We start from the raw sequence: 26,239 nt of genomic DNA, 5'->3' as shown, positions 1-26,239 counted from the left end.
GATGCGTATAATTAAGAGTATTCATAACCAAGCCGCTTTCAGTTTGTTGGAAGTGTTGATTAGCGTCGTGGTACTTGCCATCGGCTTGCTTGGTATCGCCGCTATGCAGCTGAATATGATTCGCTATAATCATTCTGCTCATTTGCGATCCATTGCCATCGCACAAGTCAACAACATGATCGACAGCATGCGCGCGAATTATGCTGGGGTTGAGGCTGGTCATTACAACGCTATTTCTGGTATTCCCCCAGATCCGGCCTGTTCTAATTGCTCAAGCTCTCAAATCGCTCAGCGCGATGCACATATATGGAACAGTTATAACTCCGAATTGCTGCCCTCAGGACAAGGTACGGTCACAAATAATGGCAGTACGCATACCATTACGGTACATTGGGACAATAATCGTACTGGGGCAACCGGCCTTGGCTGTGGTGCAAACCCGCAGGTAGACTTAACTTGTCTAACCGTGGAGGTGCAATTATGAGCCTCTTACACAAAGGATTTTCTATTGTTGAATTTATGATAAGCATAACCTTAGGGGGGGTATTACTTGCAACGGCTGGGGCGGTTTATCTAACCAATAAAACCACATTTAAAGTCCAAGACAGTCTCGCCCGATTACAGGAAAACGCTCGCTATGCAATTCACTTTTTAAATAAAGAAATTCGTATGGCTGGGTATCAAGGATGTCCGAATAGCCACCTAGTTGATATGACTAATATTGTCACAAATCCCTCACCAGCGTTAGTTTTTGACACACCAGTTTATGGCTATGATGGCTTAAGCGCCTCGTTTAGTCCCGCACTTCCAAGCAATCTAAGTGGTAAAGCCATCGCAAACAGCGATGTGATTGAAGTTCGAAGAGCCTCTCGTACGAACGTTCAGTTGCGAGCAGATATGGTTCGAAAAAATAATCCGATACTTGTCTATGACCGATTAGGAATCGTTGCCGGAGAAGTAATAATGATCAGTAGCTGTAATACAGGCGACATATTTATTGCAGGGAGCAACACTAATGCAACCGCGATTACACATACCACGAGTAATAACACCACCAATGACCTTTCTGCCGCTTATAAAGCAGGGGCTCACATAATGCGCTTTGTGTATTTTGCATTTTATGTCAAGGATACCGGCCGAACAAATTCAAATAATGAACCTATTTACGCCCTCGTTCGTCAAGATTTAGATGGCAATGAAATTGAGCTTGTTGAAGGAATTGAACGCATGAAGGTCATCTATGGCGTGGATACCAATGATGACTACGCTGCCGATACGTTTCAAACGGCCACCGAAGTTAACACTAGTAACAATTGGGACAAGGTGATTTCGCTTCGAATTAATCTCTTATTCGCGACCACTGAAAACGTCTCTAATCAAACCCAAGCTTATCAATTTAATGACACCACCTATTCCTCCACCGATCGCAAATTACGTCGCGAATGGCAAACATTGATTACGTTAAGAAATCGGGGGTTGCCATCATGATCAAGAGTTTAAAAGTAACAACCTTGCAACAAGGAGCAACGCTTGCGGTAACCCTAATCCTCTTATTTGTGGTTTCATTACTTGGGATAAGCGCGATGCACGTGACGCAGATGCAGGAAAAAATGTCATCGAATTTACAGGATAAGGAGTTATCCTTTAGTGCTGCTGAATCGGCATTAATGGCAGGAGAGGAATGGTTATTAGGCCTCACCACCCAACCTCCTGTCGTAACCACCTGTTCTTCTTTCCCCTGCGTACAGACGATATTACAGAATACGGATATCACAGCTCAAACCAGCAGTTGGTGGAACTCTAATGCCGCAACCTATAATACTGATTTGGAACATATTAATTCTTCACCCAAATACATCATTGAATTTCTAGAGTTTATTCCAGACTCTCTGGTCATAGGTGACTCATCCATTAAAAGTACCGGTGTATTTTATTACCAGATTACCTCTCGGGGAACAGGCTCTTCTGACGAGTCCGTCACGATATTGCAAACCACGTTAGGGAGGAGATTCTAGTGAACCGTTATCTTCTCTCATTGGGTCTAAGTATTGCGCTCATTCAAAGCTCGGTCTATGCGGCACCACTTGATTTATCCCAGACGCCACTGTTCTTGACCGATAGCGTCCCTCCACTAACGATGCTGGTGGTGAGTCGCGATCATAAGTTGTATTTTGAAGCGTACAACGATGCAACCGATATGGATGGTGATGGCGTAGTAGATATTCGTTTCAAACCCAGCATTGATTACTTTGGTTATTTCGATAGTTATAAATGTTATGCCTATGATAGCGGCAATCAGTATTTTTATCCGGTTTCAGTAACCGCCACTAAAACTTGCTCAGGAAACTGGAGTGGTAATTTTTTAAACTATCTCACCACGGCTCGCTTGGATGCGTTGCGAAAAGTTCTGTATGGTGGCTATCGCTCCGTCGATAGCTCAACCGATACCATTCTACAGCGCACGTATATCCCACAAGATGGCCATAGTTGGGGTAAGGAATATCAAAGCTTATCCGTTGATGGGTACAATATTAGTGATTATACCCCGTTAACCACGCCCTCCTCCGGTAGTTATCATTTATTTGCCAACACAACATTGCGAAATGGCACGGGGCTGCCATTACTTCGTGTGTCTTTAAATCAACCTTATCGTATTTGGGAGTGGGTCAGTATCGAGCGACCAGTCGCTGACAGTCGTGCTTTAAATGGCAGCACTGGTCCTACTCTTTCAAACATTACAGATTATGTGGTTCGAGTAAAAGTATGTGACTCTGCTGTTGGTCTTGAATCCAATTGCCAACCTTATGCGTCAGGCAATTATAAACCGGTTGGATTACTTCAAACCTTTGGTGAAAATGAGTCCATGTATTTTGGGTTACTGACTGGAACTTACACCAATAATTTGCAAGGAGGTGTGGTTCGTAAAAATATTTCTTCCATTACCGATGAAATTGATCTGGCTACAGGACAATTTACCAACGTGAGCGGGATTATCGCCACGATTGATCGTTTAACTGTCACTGGATTTCAAACCGATTATACCTACACTTGCGGATGGATAACGACGAGAAATATTAATAATGGCGAGTGTCAAATGTGGGGGAACCCCTTAGCGGAAATGATGTATGAGGCCACGAGATATTTTGCGGGGAAAGCAACCCCAACGAGCTCTTTTGATTACTCCAGTGGCACAGATGCTTCGCTAAATCTCCCCAAACCTGCCTGGCAAAACCCTTATAGTCTCTATCCTCGTTGCTCTAAAGCGAATATGCTTGTAATAAGCGATATCTATCCTACTTATGATAGCGATCAAGTGCCAGGAAGTTACTTTAATAGCTTTTCTGGTGATTTAAGTCCTACTTTATCCGCCGCAACGTTAGGACAAGAAATTTTTACTGGCGAAGGATTTTCAAGTCTATTGGCGTTTATTGGAGCTTCCGGAAACAATAGCGATGGCGCACCAACGCCTAAAACCGTGACTAGTTTCGGCAATATTCGCGGGTTAGCTCCTCATGATGCAAACTCTGAGGGAAGCTATTACCCCGCAAGCGTTGCATATTATGGCTGGACGAATGATGTCAGCAGCGCACAAGGAACTCAAACCATTAAATCGTTAATGGTTGGTCTTTCCTCACCCTCTCCGGAAATTACATTTAATGTGGGTGGAAAGCAAATTTCTATTATTCCGTTCGGTAAGTCCGTCAAGGGATTTAGCATTAATGCCACCCAAGGACAATATCAACCCACCAACAATATCGTTGATTTTTATATTGAATCCTTAAGCAGTACCGGCGGTGTGTTTCGCGTTAACTTTGAAGACGTGCAGCAAGGGGCTGACTTTGATATGGATGCCATTGTGAAGTATACCGTGACGGTTAATTCAAATAATACATTGACGGTTCAGTTAGAGACTATTTATAGCGCGGGTTCTATTACTCAACATATGGGGTATGTAATTTCTGGTACCACCGAAGATGGCGTTTATTTAGAAGTTCGAGACAGTGATACGTCCGAAACGAGTGATATTGATTATTTTCTAGATACCCCACCTGGGCAACTACCTGGTCAAGGTTGGCAAGATGGTACTGCTTTGCCAATCACCACTTCTCGAACGTTTACACCTAATAGTACCGGAACGATAGCCACGCTATTCAATTCTCCGCTATTTTATTCAGCAAAATGGGGAGGATTTACCGATAAAAATAACAATAATATTCCTGATTTAACCTCTGAGTTTGATACCACAGGAACGGGTTCTCCCGATAACTATTTTTTGGTGACCAACGCCACAACCCTACAAGAGCAATTAGCTAAAGCGTTTAACATGATAATTGACCAAACGGGATCCTTTTCATCAGCGGCTTTAAGCAGTGGATTCTTATCCACTGGCACTAAAATTTATCAAGCCATCTTTCGCACTAAAGATTGGAGCGGACAATTGCTTGCGTACGCCATTGATCAAACGACTGGGGATATATTGTTAACAGGAACTGGTCCTGGAGGTTCAGAGTGGGATGCCGCGGAAAAGCTTAACACCCAAAATTATGACACAGGTCGAAAAATCATTACTTATAAGCCTTCCACAGGCGTCGGAGTGCCCTTCCGATGGCCAACCAATCCCGCCTCACCAAGCAGCAGTGAAATTGATACAACTCAAACGACCTTGCTAAATATAAATCCCGTGTCCGGTTTAAATGATGCTTTAGGCAGTGACCGACTAGAGTTCCTTCGCGGCAATCAAGCCCAGGAAGTTCAAAATGGGGGTACGTTTCGAGATCGCTCGACATTACTAGGAGATATCATTAACTCAGCACCGGTGGTGATTGGGATACCAGAACAGCAATACCCCTCGATTTGGCCTGGAACATCCCCTGAAAATAACTCTCCTTATGATACCTTCCGCCAAGCCAATTTAAACCGCCAACCTGTTTTATATGTTGGCGCCAATGATGGTATGCTGCATGCTTTTAATGCGACCACAGGATCGGAGTTACTGGCTTATGTCCCGTCTAAAGTCTATTCCAATTTACCCCTATTAACTTCACAAGATTATTCGCATCATTATTATGTCGACGGCTCTCCTACGGTTATTGATGTGTTCATTAACAATCAATGGCGAACCATCTTAGCCGCTGGATTAAATGGTGGTGGTCAGGCGATTTATGCGCTTGATGTCACCAATCCTGCTTCATTTAGTGAAAGTGTGGCCGCGAGTATTGTGAAATGGGAATTTACTGATTTAAATGATGTTGACTTGGGTTATACCTATAGTCAACCCTCCATAGTACGCTTAGCTAACGGCGAATGGGCTGCCATATTTGGCAACGGTTATAACAATACCGAAGTCGATGGTCATGTGAGCACCACCGGCAACGCCGTCATTTACATTGTGAATATTGATACTGGCGCGCTGATTAAGAAATTTGATACGGGTGTAGGCATGAGTGCCGATCCATTAGGATTAAGCCGTCCAAATGGCATGGCTTCTCCAGCTGTGATCGATATGGATGGCAATAGTATTGCTGATCGTATTTATGCTGGCGATTTGTTTGGCAATGTTTGGAAAATTGATATTTCTTCTACCAATGTCAGTCAATGGGATTTCAGCTTTAAATCTGGCTCGACACCGTTGCCTTTATTCGTGGCAAAAGATAGCTCAGGCAATCGCCAACCTATTACAATAAAACCAACGGTATCTAATCTAGTAAATAATCCCTCAGGAATTCAAGTCTACATTGGAACCGGTAAATATTTAGAAAATAGTGATAAAACTGATCTTAGCGTGCAAAGCATCTATGCCTTGCGTGACGCCAGCACGACGGTGATTTCCGGACGCGCCGAACTTAGGCAACAAACCATTTTACAACAACAGGATGGTGTACGGGTTACCAGCAACAACTTACTGGCCAATAATGATCGTGGTTGGTATATGGATTTAATTGTCAATAATAATCCAGAGGGTGAGCGTATTGTTTCAAATATGTTGTTTGCCAGCAATAAAATTATTTTCTCAACCCTGATTCCAACTAGTGATCCCTGTGACTTTGGTGGTGAAGGCTGGTTAATGGAATTGGATGCCTTTACCGGAACTCGATTAAATTACAACGTATTTGATTTAGATGGAGATGGTAAGTTTACGACTGGCGATTCCGTAACTTACAGCGATGGTGGCCAAACACTACAGGTATCTCCTAGTGGCGTTCAATCCCAGGTTGGCCTAATCGCAACGCCCTCTATTCTGAGCGCTGGCGATGTTGAGTACAAATATTTGTCCGGAACCAGTGGAACCATTCAAAAAGTAGGCGAAAACCCAGGGCTTGACCGCTACGGTCGCCAATCATGGCGGCAACTGCAGTGAGTTTCTTTGAGAGAAATCTTCGCGCAGCCTACTACGTCTTATTGTAGCCCGGGTTTCATTCCCATACTCTGAGGGAGCTGGTTAGCCATTGCAGTGCCTATATTTTTAGCCACGCGCTCTAACACCGATTCTTCGTAGGTGTAATCAACCACTTTATCAATTTTAATAACGTCGCGCGCCAATTGGCCACTACTCGCAAATCCATCGACTAAACCCCGTTCTTTTGCCTGAACTCCCGTCCAGAACAACCCAGAAAACGTTTGATCATCAATGACCAAACGATCGCCTCGTCCTTGTTTAACCACTTCAATAAATTGCTGGTGAATAATATCTAGCATTTTTTTAAGAAATTCTTCTGAATTTGGCTGAACCGGCGAAAACTGATCCATAAACCCCTTATATTTTCCAGAGGTATAAAGCCTACGGGAAACCCCAAGCTTTTGCATGGCATCTACAAATCCAAATCCGTTGTATAAAACGCCAATGGACCCCACTAAGCTTGAAGGATTCGCATAAATCTCATCGGCACCAACCGCTACGTAATATGCTGCTGAGGCACAAGCGTCCACACACACCGAATAGGTTTTAATTTCTGGGTATTTTTCACGATAATATTGAAGCGCGTTATACATATAATCAGCTTGAACAGGACTCCCTCCTGGACTATCAATGCGAATAATTAAAGCTTTCATGCTTTTGTTGTCATAGGCTTTTTCTAACCCTTTGACAAAATTATCACTATTAGCGAGCTCATTTTCAAAAATCGTTCCTTTTAAATCAATCAATCCGACATGAGGTTCCATGCGCTCCATGAGTGATTCGCCACGGGCTGAAACCGCTTGATAGATAAACCATATAAATAATAAAAAAATTGCGCCGCGCAAAATCCAACGCCAAATACGTTTTCTACGTTGATCACGCATGTATTCAAGCACCACTTTGTTTAAAAGCGCTTGAGAATCCGATGTATTGATTGATGGGTCATCTTTTGTCATGGTTTAGTCTTGATTTTATAAAAATTAACTCCATTTTACGTTAGTAAGGGCGGAATTACAAAACGTCCTATAATCCAAAGTGCATCGTTTGTATTGATCACAGAACGACATTTCCTGAGCCTCTCCTTTGAAGGGGATTTTCGAGAGATACACTTTAAGCCGTTAGACTTGACATAACAATAAGGGCCAACATTATGCGAATGGATAAACTGACTTCGAAATTTCAACTGGCTTTAGCCGACGCTCAATCCCTAGCACTGGGGCGAGATAACGGCTTTATTGAACCGGAACATTTGATGAAGGCCCTTCTGGATCAAGAAGGAGGCAGTGTTAGACCCATATTATCCAAAGCAGGGGTTAACCTTTCGCAATTAAGAACCTCCGTTGATCAAGCGCTTGATCAATTACCTAAAGTTGAAGGGACTGGTGGCGAAGTTCATATTTCTAATGGCTTAAATCGGCTGTTAAATTTAACCGATAAACTTTCTCAAAAAAGAAAAGATAATTTTATCTCCAGTGAATTATTTATACTTGCTGCAATGGAAGAAGATGGCAATTTGGCCAAGTATTTAAAACAAGCCGGCGCCAATAGAGTCTCGATTGAAACAGCGATTGAAGACATTCGTGGTGGAGAAACAGTTACCGATCCCAATGCTGAAGAACAACGACAAGCCTTAGAAAAATACACCATCGATTTAACCGAACGGGCTGAGCAAGGTAAACTTGATCCGGTGATTGGGCGCGATGATGAAATTCGACGCACCATCCAAGTACTACAACGCCGCACTAAAAATAACCCCGTTCTAATTGGCGAGCCTGGCGTGGGTAAAACCGCCATTGTTGAAGGCCTTGCACAGCGAATTATCAACGGAGAGGTGCCTGAGGGATTAAAAAATAAACGTTTATTATCCTTAGATATGGGAGCATTGATTGCTGGTGCAAAATTTCGTGGTGAATTTGAAGAACGTTTAAAGGGCGTCTTAAATGATTTATCTAAGCAAGAAGGCCAGATCATTTTGTTTATTGACGAATTGCATACCATGGTGGGCGCAGGAAAAGCTGAAGGCGCGATGGATGCAGGCAACATGTTAAAACCCGCTTTGGCGCGTGGCGAACTTCATTGCATTGGGGCGACAACGTTAGATGAATATCGACAATACGTTGAGAAGGATGCCGCCTTAGAACGGAGATTCCAAAAAGTGCTGGTTGAAGAGCCCTCTGTAGAAGACACGATTGCCATACTTCGCGGCTTAAAAGAGCGTTATGAAGTACATCATGGTGTCGAAATTACAGATCCCGCCATTGTTGCGGCAGCCACCTTATCGCAGCGATATATTACGGATCGCCAATTACCGGATAAAGCAATTGACTTAATCGATGAAGCAGGCAGTCAAATTCGCATGGAAATTGACTCTAAACCTGAAAGCCTTGATAAATTAGATCGTCGTTTAATTCAATTAAAGATTGAACGAGAAGCGCTTAAAAAAGAAACCGATGAAGCCTCCAAAAAGCGTTTGGAGGATTTAGAGGAATCCATCCAGGAACTCGAAAAGCAATATTCTGATCAAGAAGAAATCTGGAAAGCCGAAAAAGCAGCCTTACAAGGCGCCACGCACATCAAAGAAGCGTTAGAACAAGCAAAAATTGAACTTGAAACCGCCAAACGCGCCGGCGATCTTACTCGCATGTCCGAATTACAATATGGGCGCATTCCAGAACTTGAAAAACAATTAAAAGAAGTCACTGACCATGAACCCAAAGAAACGAAATTGGTTCGCAATAAAGTTACTGAAGAAGAAGTGGCCGAAGTCGTTTCAAAATGGACTGGGATCCCGGTATCCAAGATGCTTGAAGGAGAACGTGAAAAGCTGCTGCATATGGAAGAAGCGTTACACAAACGCGTAATCGGGCAGGATGAAGCCGTGGAGTCGGTGTCGAATGCTATAAGACGTTCTCGTGCAGGACTTTCTGATCCGAATCGCCCGATTGGTTCGTTTCTTTTTTTAGGCCCTACCGGTGTTGGTAAGACAGAACTGTGCAAAGCGTTGGCTGCTTTTCTCTTTGACACCGTCGATGCGATGGTTCGTATTGATATGTCGGAGTTTATGGAAAAGCATTCCGTGGCTCGGTTAATTGGAGCGCCTCCAGGTTATGTGGGCTATGAAGAAGGTGGCTATTTAACCGAAGCGGTTAGAAGAAGGCCGTATTCAGTGATTCTTTTGGATGAAATTGAAAAAGCGCATAGCGATGTCTTTAATATTCTTTTACAAGTGCTGGATGATGGACGGTTAACTGACGGTCAAGGCAGAACCGTTGATTTTCGCAATACCGTTATTGTTATGACTTCTAATATTGGCTCTCATTTGATTCAGGATATGGGTCAAAAACTTGATTACAAAGAAATCAAAGAAGCCGTCATGGAGCAAGTTCGCCAGCATTTCAGACCAGAGTTCATTAATCGCATTGACGATAGCGTCGTGTTTCATGCACTAACGAAAGAACAAATCGCGGATATCGCCACCATTCAGATTGATCACTTAAAACAACGCTTGGCAGAACAAAACATCGCATTAGAAGTAAAACCCAAAGCGCTTGCCTATCTTGCTGAAGCGGGGTTTGATCCAGTCTATGGCGCTCGCCCCTTAAAACGAGTTATCCAACAACAATTGGAAAACCCTTTAGCGCAATCGATTTTAACAGGCCAGTTTAAACCAGGTGAACGTATTGCTGTTGATTATAAAGATGATGCGTTACAGATTAAAAATGGATAAGAATTTGTTTTTATTTGGTGTTCTAGATTCCCCGGACAATCCTGGGAATCTAGACGGGTTTAGGAAAATCTTCAGACCATGGAGAAAATAGACAAGTTTTAGAGAATCATCAGGCAATGAGCAGGGTCCTTGGATAGTCTTTAACCAAACCGCTGCTCAATACGCGTTATAATTTTTTGATGAATTCCATCAAAACCGCGATTGCTCATGACCAGTACTGCATCACCTGGGGTTAGTTCTTGGCTGATGGCATTCACCATGGCGTTGGTATCAGGTAGGAGCTTGTAGGGAAACATCCAATCTTTGGTGAGTGACTCTAAGTTAAATTCTTTAGGGTTTAGCACGTACACCCCATCAACGTTCTGTAATGCTGACGCCATTTCATGCGCATGAACTCCAGTTCTCATACTGTAAGAAGCAAATTCCAGAGCGACCAAGATGCGTTGATGACGATTGCTGCTTTTTACAGCATGAATCGTTTTGCCAATCGCGGTTGGATGATGCGCAAAATCATCGTATACGGTAATATTATGTCGATTGGCTTTAATCTCTAGTCGACGCTTTGGCGGCTTATATTCACTTAGCGCATCAGCAGCTTCTGACGGATTAACCCCGGCATTCACACTCGCAGCAATCGCTGCCAAACCATTTTCTACGTTGAAGTGTCCAATCAACGGCCAACTGACTTCAGCAATGGACTTGCCATGATGCCAAACTCGAAAGCGTTGCCCGCTGTCATCTAAAAGCTCAGCGCGCCAAGTCGCATCACCCTGCAATGCCATCGTCTCTATGTGGCAAAAAACCCCTTTAGCTTCAACTTCATTTAATGCTTGTTCATCACGCGGCTTTAGCGCGATTCCTTTGCCAGGAATAGTCCTTAAAAAATAATGAAATTGTTGTTGAATTGCCGCGAGATCTGGATAAATGTCGGCATGATCATATTCTAAATTATTTAGAATCGCTAATTCAGGCCGATAATGCATAAATTTAGGACGCTTATCAAAAAATGCGCTATCGTATTCATCGGCTTCAATTACAAACCACGGCCCTTTACCAAGACAGGCGCTCGTCTCAAAATTTGGTGCAACACCACCGATTAGAAAGCCAGGATTACAGCCGGCATGATGTAATATATAGGCCAGCATGGAGGTTGTTGTCGTTTTGCCATGGGTACCTGCCACCGCCATGACGCGGTATTTCGATAAAATATGTTCAGCCAACCACTCTGGCCCAGAATAATATTTTTTTCTTGCGTTCAAGACAGCTTCAATAACCGACATGCCTCGACGTATCGCATTTCCCACAATGACGCAATCTGCTTTTAAAGCCAACGTGCTGTCTTCATACCCTTCAGTCCATTGAATCCCCTTTGCAGTTAATAAATCACTGACCGGCGGATAACAATTGGCATCACTTCCTGTCACTTTATGTCCTGCTTCACGAGCAAGTATTGCTAAAGCACTCATGAAGGTGCCACCAATGCCTAAAACATGTAAATGCATGATTTCTTCTCAGATTTAATTCACTTTGGGATCAGGTGTTAGGTATAAGCCCTAGTTATATACCCATGATCGTTCAAAATGCGTGATTTATACTCTTTTTTTTGCCCTACCGCATTTTAAAAACTCGCAAGGGAATGAGCTATTACTCGCTTTTAAAATTCGACCGCACAAAAATAAAGGCGCCTAAAAACACACATTTTGAACGATCAGAGGTATACTTAGCATCCTGACGTCCAACTACCGAACAAACGATACCAGTAAGATATTCGCCGCAAACAACCCAATGGTAGCGAGTATACCTGGTAACGTATCAATATTCAGTGCCTTCTTATAAATAAAGACCGTGATCATTAATTGCCATGCTGTCAACATAATAGTGAATAGCAAATATAAGAGACTTAGTAAAAATACCCAAAAAGGTGGTGAAGTGGTCTCTGTTAACAGAGGAGTGACTGCGAGTAAAGGATAAGCAAATACATGCACGATTGTATGAGTTGCGATTAAGCAGGTTAATGTCTGAACAAATCGCTCTTTAAGCTTAAAGGCGACTAACAAGAGGTACGTATACAATGAATAGGCAGCCAGTAACACGAAATCAGCCAACATTATTTTTAAAAGACTAAGTTCGATGTCGGTTTGAATAAGCCCCCATTGCGAGGCAACTACAAGATAAAAAGCAATTGCCCATACTCCTAGAAGTACTTTTGAAAAAGGGGTTTCCTCGGGGGAGGTTTTCAGCAGGCTAACATTCCAATATTTCTTAAATAGATGTAAAAACATATCGGATCCTTGTCTTTATTTTATTCTTTTGACCAGTTCTAATCTTGCTTTTTTTGTTTTTCAATACTGACTTGCTGCACCACTGGATCTAACCATGATCCGGTTACTTTATAAGTATAGCTGCTGATTTTTTGCATGCCATGATTTATTATTTTGCTGGCTACCCAGGTAGCAATTCCTGCAATAGGACCACCCGCGATGGTAGCGACAACCGGTAAGCTTGCCGTAATATGGGGCATGACTTGAAGGTTGAGATCATACATTTGTTTGATAATGTCCAACTCTCCTTTTATGCTTGCATAGGCGACTGGCCCATCAATATAGCTATCCGAGGTATTCATAACCCCATTCTTCAATGAAAAATTTCCCATAAACACATCGAAACTATATCCCCCCTTCGCAAGATCACTAAAATCTAGAGTTAAACGGCGAGGGATGGTTTGTAAGCTTAAAATGCTGAGTAATTTCCCTAAACCAATCTTTTCTTCGGTTTCAGGACTTAATTTAGTAATACGACCGTTACGCAACTGAATCGATAAGTCACCAGCGAGTTTAGACCATGAAATATCATAAGCCGGGGCATCCCAACCCCCTTTAAATAGAATTTCTCCTTGTTGGGCTTCAACCGCTGGCGATGCATTCCATTGCTTAAGCGCTTTGGCTAAGTCGGATAGTTTTAACCCTGCATTGATGCTCGTTTTACTGCGACTATGGTTTTCAGTCCAATCCCCTTGAATCGTCACTTGATAAGCAGGTGAAATTAATTTGCAATATTCAAGATTCCAGCGATTCTTATAGCTGTTCGCTTTGATAATTACATTTCCTAAGTCTAACTGTCCCACCTGTAAATCATTAATGGTTAAATTAAGATTCGGTATTTGTTCGGGTAAAATACTCATTTTGTTAAGCGGCTTAGATTCTGTTTTTTCTTTGAATTTTGGCAAATGCAGATAGTCAAAATGACCACTTAAACTATTCGTATTGTTCTGGTAAAACAAATTAGCCATGAAATAGGGCTGCTTTAACTTAATTGTCCAGTCATTGCGATCGACTTTGCTGGCTGTAATGTAAAAATTTTGTAGATTCTTTCCCCAGGTATTTACTGACTCTAATTCTAAGTCTATGAAATTAATTCGCTCAATTAAGCTCGGAGCAGAAGGATCGGTAGGAATTTTTTGCAATGTTTTATACCAAGCGTTCACATCAAATTCTGGCAACGTCCCAACCACTTGAACCCCATTGTTATTCGACCTAACAGCATGACCATCGCCGACCCTAATTTCACCATGATGAAGCGCGAAACCATTGTTATTGCGATTAAACCACAAATTAGCTCCAGCACGTTTGTTGTAGTCCACATCAATATGCAGTGCTTTTTCCGGGTTAAAATCCACATTGATCGTTAAAGGCGCTTGTTGTGCAGCAGACTTGCCGAAAGGTTTCGGTAAATCAATCGATACGCCATTTAAGGAAGTCTTCAATGCAATGTGATCTAAATCATTCGGGTCATCCGTAATTGTGAATAAGGCTGCAATATCTAAATGCCCTTTTAACAAAGAAAAAATAGGCCAGTTTAATTTATTGTTAAGAAGTTCTATGGTGGTATGACCATTTAGTCGAACTTCAGTATAAGGATTAGTGCTTCTTACGGACTTGATTTGAAAGTCAACAGGATCTGTCATTAAACGGGCTTTGATTGCGCTATCGATGATGCGATGCTCATCAAATTCGAGTTCACCGGTGATCTTATCTAATTCAAGATCAGCGGCTGGGTGATGAAACACCGCTTTATTATCTAAAAAAGCTAACCTGCCTCGGGCAAGAATACCTTCTTTTCCAGGATATAAAGGGATTTCTAATCTTAATTCAACGCCTAAAGGGCCCATTAAATCAAGCATACTCAACTTTGAAAGCCGTTGGTTTAATGGCGATGAACGAACGAAAGCCATTAAATCTTCTGCTGGCGCCTGACTTTTACTATGAATCAGTAGCGTTTCATGATCAAACCCAATGTCATCAATTCTTAAATTCAAGTGTTCAATGGGGACTCCGGATAAGTCGGCTTTAACGATATCGGTTGTAAGAATACGTTTATTTACTGTTAAGTAGGCGTCAATGTGTTTGGTAAGCGGCCATTGTTCATTAAAATATAAATCAACTTGGTTTAAAGCAGAGGATATTGTAAAAACCCCTTCGGTATTATCAAATGGAAAGTCCTTCAATGCGCCTTTCATGGTAATACGCCCAGTCGCTTTACCTATTTTTTTAATGTCTTTTTTCAACCAGTGTTCAAGCTTATCTTTTAGATGGCCGTGGGGGATATATGTTAGCCATTGCTCGGCATTTTGTGCGGAAAATAAGGCTTGCAAATTGATTTTTGGCTCGGATAGAGCCTCATCCAATTGCCCTTGTGCGCTCATCACCAAGTCTGGTCGAGTTAACACAAACCGGTCTAAACTGACTCTCAATCCATGACTCAGTTGTTTCCAGTCTATTGCAGTATTTAGTTTTGAAAAAAGTATACGAGGCTTGTTATAGGGCTGCAAAAAAACCGTATTGGAATCCATTTCCAGCCGACCTTGATCAGGTTGCCAATGGAGCACTCCTGATAAATGATCCACCCCCGGTATGTTCTTAGTCCCTTTAATCCCTATATCGCTAAATCGTGTTAAAAAGAAATTTGCCTGCTGATTTACAAAATGAATTTGACTATCGTGCAGCGTGCCGAAGGGTCGGACTTTTGCCAGCGTATTCAAAGAGGCAGGCCAATCGATTCCGGCGCTAAATAAAGATTCAATGTCGATGGTTTCAAGGTATAGATTTATATCATTAACGGAGGTTCGATATTTGACAAGCAATTTATTTTCAGGCCACTCTTTACCAGCCAATTTAAGTTTAATTTTATCTCCAGCAAGCTGCCAACCATCATCAATTGGTTTCCAAGCGAGATTTGCCTGTAGGGTTTGTAAAAAATGACTTTGATTTTTTAACGTTTGGGTCCATGCTAAGTGATCAACATGGAGCTCGGACTGCACCAGTTGAACTCGACCTTTGGCAAAATCAATCCAAAGATCGATATCTCCTTCTCCGCCATCAAGACGATAGGTGTGTTGTGGGATAAAATACTGCCATTGCGACGGTAGAAAATCAGAAATAGAGATATACACCTCCCCTTTTGACTGATTTAAATTAGACGCATTGACCTGCATATCCGCTAACAACGTGAATTCGGTAGGTTTCGTTTGAGAGAGTCTTGCGCCTCCTTTGACCCGATAACGGCCAGAACGATTAACCACATTTAGATATAAATCGGTTATGGGAAGCAGTGAACCATCCTGAAGATGAACAAGGGCTGAAACGTGGTTTAACATAATTTTTTGTTGCGCTAAAAGCCACGCGAGTACCGGTAAAACCCCATCTGAATCAAAATTCACGGCTTGTTGACCAAGACCTAACCCATCAATAATCCAATGATGATTGACTTCATGCACATTAAGATTAAGATCTTCAATGTAAAGAATACCTGGTTGAATCTGCCAGTGCCATAAGGAGCTAAAAAGATTAATCCCAACCAGCAGTTTATCGAGCTTTAAAACCGGCTGTTCTGCCTCTGAGATGGTGACTTTATCGAGTTTTAAAACCGGCTCAAACCAATACCAGCTGGTTTCCATAGATTGAATATGAACCGGATGACCAATTAATTTCGTTAAGTGCTGTTCAATATCGCCTTTATATTGTTCAGCCCAGGGAGTCATCGCCCTAAATAAGCTAAAGAATATCGCAAGTAAGATCACCGCCAACGCTAGAAACATCCAGCAAGCTTTAATTAGCGATAATAGGATGTTCTTTTTATTCTTGCTCATCTAATTTCCGCAAAAAATCCATTTTTTCACCGATTTTGGCTTCTAATCCTCTAGCCACAGGCTTGTACCAATGAGGCGGCTTCAGATCATCTGGAAAGTAGTTAACCCCTGCTGCATAACCGTGTGGCTCATCATGAGCATAACGATATTCTTTACCATGCTTTAATGTTTTCATTAAAGCAGTTGGCGCATTGCGAAGGTGCAATGGGACAGCTCTAGATTTATCTTGTTTCACGAACGCCATGGCTTGGTTAAACGCTTTATATCCAGCATTACTTTTCGCAGCAACAGCAAGATAAATCACTGCCTGACCGAGCGCAAGTTCACCTTCTGGTGATCCAAGACGTTCATAAGTCTCTGCTGCATCGTTCGCCATTTGCATGCCTCTGGGGTCAGCCAATCCAATATCTTCCCAAGCCATCCGAATAATTCGGCGGGCTAAATACCGTGGATCAACGCCTCCATCTAACATTCTGCATAACCAATACAAGGCGGCATCAGGATTTGAACCACGTACCGATTTATGCAAGGCAGAAATTTGATCATAAAAATAATCCCCACCCTTATCAAACTGCCGCGCGCTATGGCTCAGGGTATTTAATACAAACTCTTTATCGACGCTGGTCTTTCCGTGTGCAACAGCAGCGTCATTAATTTGTTGTAATACATTCAACAAACGACGTGCATCGCCATCCGCGTAATGAACAATTGCCTTTTGGGTATCTTGGTCAATCTGTAGATGAGGAAGATAACGCCCCAATGCTCGCTTACCTAAATCTGCTAAAGCGTTATCATTTAATGGCTTGAGTACATACACTTGAGCACGAGAGAGTAACGCGTTGTTCACTTCAAAGGAGGGATTTTCAGTGGTTGCGCCAATGAAAGTGAGTAGCCCGGATTCAGTGTAAGGTAATAGAGCATCTTGTTGCGATTTATTAAAGCGGTGAATCTCATCAATAAATAAAATCGTATGACGGCCTTTGGCTTGATAAGCACGAGCAGATTCAACCGCCGCACGAATATCCTTTACGCCAGAAAAAACGGCCGAAAGCGATATCCATTCACAGTCAAATGCATTCGCAGTCAGTCGCGCAAGCGTTGTCTTACCAACACCCGGAGGCCCCCATAAAATCATAGAATGCGGGTTTCCAGATTCAAAGGCCAGACGCAATGGTTTATCTGGTCCAAGTAAGTGATCCTGCCCTAGCACTTCTTCAATTTGAGTGGGTCTCATCCGTTCAGCTAGCGGTAATCCCTTTGAGTCAGAAGACGATATCATTGTCTAACCACGTCTACGCCCTTGGGAACTTTAAATTTAAATAATGATGTTTTTAACCCAGGATTAATTTTAATATTACTCAAACGCACGATCGTGTGTTGTCCGAGTTGATCAAACATTTCCATGGTTTTAAGTTGCTCACCTGAAAACGTAAGCTTAACGCGTTGGAAATTTTCTTTATTGGACTTTGCTTTCAAGTCAAACTGGGATTGATTGCCTTTCGTCTTTTCAGTGACTTCAAAATCCCGGGCAACGGTATTGTCATAACCACTCAAAAATAAACCGGCTGTACCGCCAATTCCTTTTTGTTGCTTTTTAACGGTCACTTGCTCAAGTTCTTTATCATAAATCCATAGTTTATTGCCATCGGCGACAACCAGTTGAGCCATGGGTTCTTTCGTATCCCATCTAAAGCGGCCTGGGCGAGATAAAGCCATCGTGCCTGATGAGCTTGAAAGCTCGCGCTGTTTAGCTTGGACGACTTGTTTAAACGAGGCGCTCATGGTTTGAATTGCATTCAATTTTTTTTGTAATATAGCACTGGCTTCTTCGCAATATGCGTTTTGCATCACAATTAAAAGTACAGCGAGCATTAATTTTCGCATCATTTCAAATCCTATATTCTGCGTTCTCTATTAGGGCGTGTCATCAATTAGTATTTTCGGCTGCAAACCGCGCCAATTTGCTCAAATTTCAGCTTGAGTTCGTTAAATAGAGCTGGCTATTCTCCTCACTTAAGCTAAAATTTGAACTAAAACGTCTCAATTTTCGCTTCGAAAAACTAATTGATGAAACGCCCTAGGGAATCATCTGTCTTTAAATGTTATAGTGGAAAATATTCTATTCGTCAGGTTCAATCATCAATGGAATTGACTAAAACATCACGGAAGCCCCCTTCTAAAGGACCTACGAGACCGGCCCGTTCCATTTCTTCCACCAGTCGTGCTGCACGATTATATCCAATTTTGAATCGTCTTTGAACAGCAGAGATACTGGCCTTACGCGTTTCAATTACGAACTCTACAGCTTGATCATACAGTGGATCGGCATCTTCCGTATCTTGGCCTTCTTCTCCTGGAATACCATCAAATCCATCACCAGAGTTCTGAGTAATTTCATCGATGTATTCCGGCACACCCCGTGCCCTCCAATCATCCGCGACGCGGTGCACTTCTTTATCATCGACAAATGCCCCATGAACACGTAGAGGTGCACCTGTACCTGGGGCTAGAAACAACATATCGCCATAACCTAATAATTGCTCAGCCCCCTGTTGATCTAAAATGGTTCTTGAATCGATTTTTGAAGAGACTTGGAAAGAAATTCGAGTGGGAATATTAGATTTTATCAAACCGGTTAAAACATCAACGGATGGACGTTGCGTGGCTAAAATTAAATGAATTCCAGCCGCACGTGCTTTTTGAGCAATCCGTGCGATCAATTGCTCGACCTTTTTGCCGACCACCATCATCATATCGGCTAGCTCGTCAATCACAACGACAATGTAAGGCAGAGAATTTAACTCTGGCGCACTGTCTTCTGTTGCAGAGCTGTTCGGTTTCCACAATGGGTCAACTAATGGCTGCCCTTTGGCTTTGGCTTCAGCGACTTTACTATTAAATCCAGCAAGGTTACGCACCCCGAATGAAGCCATCAAGCGATAACGCCGCTCCATTTCTCCTACACACCAGCGCAATGCACTGGCCGCTTCTTTCATGTCTGTGACCACCGGAGCGAGCAAATGAGGAATGCCATCATAAACAGATAGTTCCAACATTTTAGGATCCACCATAATTAACCGAACTTGCTCAGGGGAGGCCTTATAGAGCAGGCTTAAAATCATGGCATTAATTCCAACGGATTTACCTGATCCCGTTGTTCCTGCGACTAATAAATGCGGCATTTTGGCCAAGTCAACCACCATCGGATGACCGGCAATATCCACACCTAGCGCTAAGGTTAACGATGAATGTGCTTTTTGATAAACGTCTGCTGACAGTACTTCTGAGAGAGAGACGGTGGCCCGATCCTGATTTGGCAACTCAAGTCCGACTACCGTTTTTCCTGGAATAATTTCCACCACGCGCACGCTTGTTACAGATAAAGAGCGGGCGAGGTCTTTAGAAAGCGCCGTTAATTTACTGACTTTAACTCCGGCTGCCAATTGCAGCTCAAAGCGAGTAATAACAGGGCCGGGGTGAACGGAGACCACATCGGCTTGAATGCCAAAATCAAGTAAATGTTGTTCTACATCTCGTGACAGAGTTTCTAATTCCTGGTGCGTATAACCCCCCATTGGTTTTCCAGGCTGACCTTTGCTGAGAAGGCTTAACGCCGGCATTCCAGGAATAACCGCGACCTTTTTAACTGATTTTTCTTTAACTGGAGGAGAAGACTCCACCAGTTTTGATTCTTGGATTAGCTTGACTTCAGATTGAGCTTTTTCCGGTGTTCGAATGATTGGTTTTGAAACATTAGGGGTATGGGTTGGGCGGTTAAACCTATCTTTTGCATTGTTGCCAAGAAAAGATAACGCGTTCGTGGCCATCGCCACGGATTTAACGAGCCAATGAATCACAATAAGCGTATATCGTCCAACCATCTCGGTCATCAGCACCCATGAAAGACCCGTTAACCAAGTAACACCGACTAGGATCATCGCTATTAATATTAATGTGGCACCTTCGGGGTTAAACGCCGAACGAAGCATAGATGCCATAAGCTCGCCCACTACTCCACCGGTATGATTGACGAAAGCATTTGCCGTGATTTTAAGCTCAAGCGCTAAAAGTCCACACCCCCCACATAATAAAAAAATAAGCCCGGCTGCTCTTACCATGAGCATAGCCTTATTCAGCTTTCTTAGCGCGAGGTGATCTTTTAAGATAACCCAACCAACATAGGCGAAACAAAGTGGAATAAGATACGCTAAGTATCCAAAACAAAAATACAATCCATCGGAAATATAAGCGCCAACCTGGCCGCCCGCGTTTGTTATATGAGACGGATGCGGCCCCATGTGCGTCCAACCTGGATCATTCTGACGGTAAGTTATAAGAGAAAGCAGTGTATATAACGCTAGAGTTAGAACCAGGATAAAACTGCCTTCGCTGATGCGTTTTACTAGATAATGAGGCATTGCGCTTTTAGGGTCACTAGCCTTTTTGTTCTTGTTCTTATTAGTCATAGGTATTTTAATGCATCGTGATTTATCATACTATCGTCATCTTAACATAAAACCCAGTTAACTTTGTATCTGGCTGTATTCCAGGATTCCGCTTCGCAGCATCCTGGCTACAAAACTGTGAACACAGAAGATTGACTATCTTGGGTTTATTCTCGGATTCCGGCTATGCCTCCATCCGGGCGACAACACCCTTCAGAACAGAAGCTTACACTTTAAGTAGCCCGGATGCAGCAAAGCAAAAATCCAGAGATGGAGCTTGTAAGAGAGAATGAGCCGTAAAATTTTTTCAAAAGGTATACAACATGAGTGACACAAACCATCACCGTTTAATTATTCTAGGTTCAGGGCCTGCCGGCTATACCGCAGCTGTTTATGCGGCCAGAGCTAATTTACACCCCGTGGTCATTACCGGTATGCAGCCCGGTGGACAACTCACCACCACAACCGATGTTGATAACTGGCCAGGGGATGTTGAAGGATTGCAAGGCCCCGCCTTAATGGAACGTATGCAAGCCCATGCGGAACGTTTTAACACCAACATTATTTTCGATGAAATTGTCAAAGTAAATCTCCAGCAAAGACCGTTTGAACTACAAGGTGACACAGAGCGTTACACCTGTGACAGTTTAATCATTGCAACTGGCGCGTCTGCGAAGTATTTAGGCATACCCTCAGAAAAAGCCTATCAAGGAAGAGGCGTCTCTGCCTGTGCAACTTGCGATGGCTTTTTCTATCGCAACAAACGCGTTTGCGTGATCGGTGGCGGCAATACAGCAGTTGAAGAAGCCTTGTATCTTTCAAATCTAGCCGCATCGGTTACATTAATTCATCGTCGTGATTCACTTCGAGCTGAAAAAATACTTCAAGACAAATTATTCGAAAAAGAAAAACATGGCAATGTGACGATTCTCTGGAATCATACCTTAGAAGAAGTGTTAGGGGATGATATGAAAGTCACAGGTATTCGTATTCGAAACTTGAAAACGGATCAGTTAGAAGAACAAAGTCTAGAAGGAGTTTTTATTGCCATTGGTCATACACCCAATACTGGTATTTTTGAAAATCAGCTAACCATGAACAATGGGTATATTCAAATTCGCACTGGTCTTGAAGGGATGGCTACAGCAACGAATATTCCTGGTGTATTTGCTTGTGGAGATGTGGCCGACCATGTCTATCGTCAGGCCATTACTTCAGCCGGATTTGGTTGTATGGCAGCCCTTGATGCCGAAAAATTTTTAGATACTGGAGAATGATATTCAGCCTGTTATTCTTAATAAGCAAGCTATTTCATTTCCTGATCCCGAAGAATTTGATGAGCATGGATTAGTAGCCGTGGGTGGTGATTTGTCACCATCCAGAATCTTAGAGGCATATCGTTCTGGTATTTTTCCGTGGTATGAGGCAGGCCAGCCTATTTTATGGTGGTCGCCCGACCCCAGGATGATTTTATTTCCTAATTCTTTTAAATTGTCTCGCAGTTTAAAAAAAACTTTAAATAAATCGTTTCGTTTTACCGTCGATACTGCGTTCTCCTCCGTGATTTATGCCTGCGCCACAACCTCTGAACGTATAGGTCACACCTGGATTACCCCCGATATGATGAACGCCTATAACAAGCTTCATGCGTTAGGATATGCGCACTCGTTTGAGGTTTGGCAAGGAACAAAACTAGTGGGAGGATTATATGGCTTAAGTTTAGGTGGTGTATTTTTTGGTGAATCCATGTTCCACAAGGTACGAGACGCTTCCAAACTTGCGTTTTATTATTTAAGCGAGCTTTTAAAAACATGGCATTTTAACTTTATTGATTGCCAATTACCCACGAACCATTTGTGTAGTTTAGGCGCACAAATCATTTCAAGACATGATTATTTGATCTTGTTGAAGCAATCACTTAAAAAGCCATCACGCGTAGGAAACTGGGAGAATCCGACATCTGATGAGTAATTAGAGAACATTCTTTCACAGTCATTCGCTTAGAGCGATTGCCATTTTTTCGAAAATAAGGCACTATTTGCGCCTTATAAATAATTTTTATTCATAATCTAACGATTTTCCCTGATTCAGGCTAAAATCGATTGATATTTTTATATTTTAGGAGAGCTATGGCCAAAGAAGATCATATAGAGATGCAAGGTACTGTTATTGACACACTTCCCAATACGATGTTTCGTGTTGAGCTGGAGAATGGTCACATTGTCACTGCACACATTTCAGGCCGTATGCGCAAAAATTACATTCGTATCTTAACTGGCGATAAAGTAAAAGTTGAATTAACCCCTTATGATTTAACCAAGGGACGAATTATTTTTCGCGATAAGAATTAACCAACATACCATGCGCCTGCGAAGAATCGCGGGTATCATGGTTCTATACCCAATCATCTTCAAAATGCGATATTTTAGACGTTTCAATGGATAGCATAAAAGTCGCATTTTGAAGTTGATTGGGTATAAAATTAATCACCTGCGATCATCATCTCTGAAATCAAGACCGAACCACAACGGGTTGAAACATTCGGATTAATGTCATCACCCACTTCGGCTATTGCTTGAAACATGGTTTTTAAATTACCTGCGATTGTGATTTCTTCTACTGGATATTGAATTTTGCCGTGTTCCACCCAGAAACCACTGGCTCCTCTGGAGTAATCTCCAGTTAGGATATTAATGCCTTGCCCCATTAATTCAGTCACCAGTAAGCCTTTATCCATTTTGCTAAGAATCGTCTGTAACCCTTCTGTGGTGGGATCAATCGTTAGATTAAAAACCCCATCACTATTGGCGGTTGTTTTTAATCCTAGTTTTCGAGCAGAATAACTGCCTAATACATATTGTTGTAACACGCCTCGATCAACAATAACATTGTTGCGCGTTGGAACGCCCTCTCCATCAATGGGTGAGCTTCCTAAGGCTTTTAGTAAATGGGGTTGTTCGTATATACGGATATAGTCTGGAAATATTTTTTGATCTAAAGCATTCAAAAGAAAAGAATTTTTACGATAAAGATTAGAACCACTTACCGCCGCTATAAACGATGAAAATAATCCATGAGACAGCCGGGAAGAAAAAATAACTGGGGCTTTTTGAGTCTTAATTTTTCTTGCTCCCAATCGGCTAGTAGTTCGGTCAGCCGCGTGGATAGCTAACCGCTTGAGATCAAGTAAGTCTTCGTGGTCGCGGGCGGTGGTATACTCATAATCCCGCTGCATCGTTTCTCCTTGTTTAGCAATCAAAGAGCAACTGACGCTGTGACGAGAACTGCTAACGACTGCCTCACAACCATTCGTGTTAGCATAACCATGGTGGAATACATAGGTTGACAAATTGACGCCATCGGAATTTGTTATGCGCTTATCCTTCGCTAAAGCCATTTGCTCACATGCTAAGGCTTTTTCAATAGCATCGTACGGCTTTAAAGTCCAAGGGTGGAATAAGTCCAAATCGGGCAAGTCATTGTTCACAAGTTCTTTATCAGCCAATCCAAAACAAGGGTCCTTTGCACTGACGTTAGCAATATCATAAGCGGCCATAACCATGGCTTCAATCGCCGTCTCAGAAGTATCTGTGCTGCTGGCAGAACCTTTTCGACGATCTAGATAGACGGTTACTCCAATGCCTTTATCTTCGCTAAACTCGACCGTCTCTACCTCCCCCATTCTTACATCAACTGAAAAACCGCTATCATGATTCAGCGACACCGACGCATCAGTTGCGCCCAGCGCTTTTGCTTTTTGCAACACCAGGTGCATTAGTTGCTTTAACTCATGAGTTGACTTAGGGAGGGAGGGCTTGTTATTTTGCGTTAATGTTTCCATGGTTATTCCATTGGATAATAAGTTAGAGACTAAGGATACAAGATTACCATGCTAAGGCAAACTGTTCGCGGACAATGTCTGAAAAGCAATATTTTCTGGTTGAATACCCTCGTGTTGTCCATTCTACTGCTGTTTTGTTCAACGGGAGCTTTTGCCGATGACTGGCGTGAAGTAGCTCCTGGCATTGAATATCGTGATCTTGGTGAACGTTTACTTAACCCCTGGGCTCATATTCATGTATTTCGAATTGATCCCAAGCAAAATGAGCTTGATCTTGTTTTAGCCAGTGAATTATCCTTTCAACATGCCTCAGTCGATGAGTTTTCCGAATACAGCCATGCCTTGATTACCCTGAATGGAGGGTTTTTTGACCGTAAGTTTCACCCCTTAGGATTACGCGTTAGTGGACATGGACAACAAAATCCGCTAAAGCGGATCAGCTGGTGGGGAATTTTTTATATCAAAGATGGTAAACCCTATATTGCAACCCATCGTCAATTCCCGCCCATCAAAACGGTAGATTTCGCTTTACAAAGCGGGCCTCGCTTAATTATTGATGGCAAAATCCCATCGCTTAAACCAGGTGTTGCCGAACGCTCTGCCCTAGGTATAACCGCCGATGATAAAGTGATTGTCTTAGTAACGGATAATACTCCCATGAGCACCACCACATTGGCCCAAGTCATGAAATCCGATCCTTTAAATTGCGTCAATGCGTTAAATTTAGACGGCGGAAGTTCAAGTCAGTTAAAGGCCAACATAGACTCGTTTGCAGTCGACGTGCATGGATTTTCTCGTGTTAGTGATGCTATCGTTATAAAGCCTCGCTTTAAATCGAACGTATCCAATTAACCGTTTCAAAGACATACTTTTCACTGGATTTCTGGATTTGATCCAAGCATGGAAATCAACTGTTTTGCCCACAAATCTCTTCGTACCGGACAAAAAACCACTGAGCTAATACGTGCCCGTGCCCTTGCCCGGTTTTTAGAGGATTAAAAGATAAACTTAGCGCTTGCAGCAGCCCACCAAATTCACCAAAATACCTATTATTTTGCGAAGAAAAGGATGTATTGTTATGGAGAACCGTGAGCTTGCAGCAATGTTAAACGCCTATTTTAACTGGAACAAGTGCCGTATGCATTGTTTTGTTGGCATGTTGCTCTGTGCATGACAGGTTTTTTTGTCATGTACAGAGGGGATGTTGTTTGCGCTCATCCAAGTGAGAACGATCAATTGAACAGAATTAGCATGCGGTTTTGCGAGTCTTGCCAGCATAGAATCACGTTACAAACGCATTAGACGGTTTTTCAAGGAAGTCACGATTGATTTCACGCCCTTAGCATCTTGGATCATTTATTGTTTTGACTTAAGCGGACAATCGTTAACATTGAGCATGGATAGAACAAATTGGAAGTGCGTTACCAAGGACATCAATATCCTGATGTTATCGATTGTGTATAAGGGAATAGCCATTCCATTACTGTGCTGTTTATTAGACAAACGTGGAAATAGTGATATATACCCGTAATCTTTCAAAATGCGTGATTTATGCTTTTTCTTTTTCGCCCTGCCGCATTTTAAAAAAACTCGCAAGGGAATGAGCCATTACTCGCTTTTTAAAATGCGGCAGGACAAAAAATAAAGGCGCCTAAAAACACGCATTTTGAAAGATTACGGGTAT

At 42.5% G+C, this 26,239-nt stretch carries 17 protein-coding genes and 1 pseudogene; 10 read left to right on the top strand and 8 right to left on the bottom strand.

Annotation, left to right across the window (positions count from 1 at the left end):
* Position 1: 1 nt before the first annotated feature.
* From pilV to E1O47_RS01795, 4 genes are read left to right on the top strand one after another with little or no spacing between them, the layout of a single operon-like run.
* A complete protein-coding gene (gene pilV, locus E1O47_RS01810; RefSeq protein ID WP_133129559.1) occupies positions 2-484 on the top strand; it encodes a type IV pilus modification protein PilV in 483 nt (160 codons plus the stop codon).
* Positions 481-1,488 (top strand): PilW family protein, encoded by a 1,008-nt coding sequence (locus E1O47_RS01805; protein WP_133129558.1) that lies wholly within the window; start codon positions 481-483, stop codon positions 1,486-1,488. Before pilV ends, E1O47_RS01805 begins: the two co-directional genes overlap by 4 nt.
* Positions 1,485-2,015, top strand: a complete 531-nt coding sequence (locus E1O47_RS01800) for a pilus assembly PilX family protein (RefSeq protein WP_165475019.1) — start codon at positions 1,485-1,487, stop codon at positions 2,013-2,015. The genes E1O47_RS01805 and E1O47_RS01800 overlap by 4 nt, the downstream gene beginning before the upstream one ends.
* Positions 2,015-6,358 (top strand): pilus assembly protein, encoded by a 4,344-nt coding sequence (locus E1O47_RS01795; protein WP_133129556.1) that lies wholly within the window; start codon positions 2,015-2,017, stop codon positions 6,356-6,358. Before E1O47_RS01800 ends, E1O47_RS01795 begins: the two co-directional genes overlap by 1 nt.
* Before the next feature lie 38 nt (positions 6,359-6,396).
* On the opposite strand, the gene E1O47_RS01790 is transcribed toward E1O47_RS01795, so the two are convergent.
* The gene (locus E1O47_RS01790; protein WP_133129555.1) at positions 6,397-7,353 is read right to left on the bottom strand and encodes a S49 family peptidase; all 957 of its coding nucleotides are present in this window, start codon (positions 7,351-7,353) and stop codon (positions 6,397-6,399) included.
* 194 nt (positions 7,354-7,547) lie between these two features.
* Here E1O47_RS01790 and clpB point away from each other — a divergent pair, with 194 nt between their 5' ends.
* Positions 7,548-10,124, top strand: a complete 2,577-nt coding sequence (gene clpB / locus E1O47_RS01785; protein ID WP_133129554.1) for an ATP-dependent chaperone ClpB — start codon at positions 7,548-7,550, stop codon at positions 10,122-10,124.
* Between the two features lie 140 nt (positions 10,125-10,264).
* Here the strand turns inward: clpB and mpl are convergent, their stop codons facing one another.
* The 6 genes from mpl to E1O47_RS01755 all read right to left on the bottom strand — a co-directional run bounded on the left by mpl (position 10,265) and on the right by E1O47_RS01755 (position 20,735).
* Positions 10,265-11,626, bottom strand: a complete 1,362-nt coding sequence (gene mpl, locus E1O47_RS01780; RefSeq protein WP_133129553.1) for a UDP-N-acetylmuramate:L-alanyl-gamma-D-glutamyl-meso-diaminopimelate ligase — start codon at positions 11,624-11,626, stop codon at positions 10,265-10,267.
* Positions 11,627-11,863: 237 nt separating this feature from the next.
* Positions 11,864-12,406 (bottom strand): hypothetical protein, encoded by a 543-nt coding sequence (locus E1O47_RS01775; RefSeq protein ID WP_133129552.1) that lies wholly within the window; start codon positions 12,404-12,406, stop codon positions 11,864-11,866.
* 38 nt (positions 12,407-12,444) lie between these two features.
* Complete coding sequence (locus tag E1O47_RS01770) at positions 12,445-16,269, bottom strand: YhdP family protein (protein WP_133129551.1); 3,825 nt, start codon at positions 16,267-16,269, stop codon at positions 12,445-12,447.
* Complete coding sequence (locus tag E1O47_RS01765) at positions 16,256-17,548, bottom strand: replication-associated recombination protein A (RefSeq protein WP_133129550.1); 1,293 nt, start codon at positions 17,546-17,548, stop codon at positions 16,256-16,258. Before E1O47_RS01765 ends, E1O47_RS01770 begins: the two co-directional genes overlap by 14 nt.
* Positions 17,545-18,153 carry an outer membrane lipoprotein periplasmic chaperone LolA gene (gene lolA / locus E1O47_RS01760; protein WP_133129620.1) on the bottom strand — a complete coding sequence of 203 codons (609 nt, stop codon included), beginning with the start codon at positions 18,151-18,153 and terminating at the stop codon, positions 17,545-17,547. The genes E1O47_RS01765 and lolA overlap by 4 nt, the downstream gene beginning before the upstream one ends.
* Before the next feature lie 248 nt (positions 18,154-18,401).
* The gene (locus E1O47_RS01755; RefSeq protein WP_133129549.1) at positions 18,402-20,735 is read right to left on the bottom strand and encodes a DNA translocase FtsK; all 2,334 of its coding nucleotides are present in this window, start codon (positions 20,733-20,735) and stop codon (positions 18,402-18,404) included.
* A gap of 302 nt (positions 20,736-21,037) precedes the next feature.
* Between E1O47_RS01755 and trxB the strand changes: the two genes are divergently transcribed.
* From trxB to infA, 3 genes are all read left to right on the top strand, one after another.
* A complete protein-coding gene (gene trxB, locus E1O47_RS01750) occupies positions 21,038-21,991 on the top strand; it encodes a thioredoxin-disulfide reductase (RefSeq protein ID WP_133129548.1) in 954 nt (317 codons plus the stop codon).
* 13 nt (positions 21,992-22,004) lie between these two features.
* Positions 22,005-22,685, top strand: coding sequence for a leucyl/phenylalanyl-tRNA--protein transferase (aat, locus tag E1O47_RS01745; RefSeq protein ID WP_133129547.1), 681 nt, complete (start codon positions 22,005-22,007; stop codon positions 22,683-22,685).
* Positions 22,686-22,843: 158 nt separating this feature from the next.
* Positions 22,844-23,065: a translation initiation factor IF-1 gene (gene infA, locus E1O47_RS01740; protein ID WP_025386155.1), complete on the top strand. Its 222-nt coding sequence runs from the start codon at positions 22,844-22,846 to the stop codon at positions 23,063-23,065.
* Between the two features lie 131 nt (positions 23,066-23,196).
* Here the strand turns inward: infA and pmbA are convergent, their stop codons facing one another.
* A complete protein-coding gene (gene pmbA / locus E1O47_RS01735; protein ID WP_133129546.1) occupies positions 23,197-24,555 on the bottom strand; it encodes a metalloprotease PmbA in 1,359 nt (452 codons plus the stop codon).
* 48 nt (positions 24,556-24,603) lie between these two features.
* On the opposite strand from pmbA, the gene E1O47_RS01730 reads away from it, so the two are divergent.
* Positions 24,604-25,407: a phosphodiester glycosidase family protein gene (locus E1O47_RS01730; protein ID WP_133129545.1), complete on the top strand. Its 804-nt coding sequence runs from the start codon at positions 24,604-24,606 to the stop codon at positions 25,405-25,407.
* A gap of 226 nt (positions 25,408-25,633) precedes the next feature.
* Positions 25,634-26,074 (top strand): annotated as a pseudogene (locus E1O47_RS12465) (hypothetical protein); the annotation flags it as partial.
* Positions 26,075-26,239 lie beyond the last annotated feature (165 nt).

It is taken from the genome of Legionella yabuuchiae (assembly GCF_900640115.1).
Lineage (GTDB): Bacteria > Pseudomonadota > Gammaproteobacteria > Legionellales > Legionellaceae > Legionella_A > Legionella_A yabuuchiae.
Note: the sequence above shows the minus strand (reverse complement) of the source record. Positions and strands in the feature narration are given on the sequence as shown.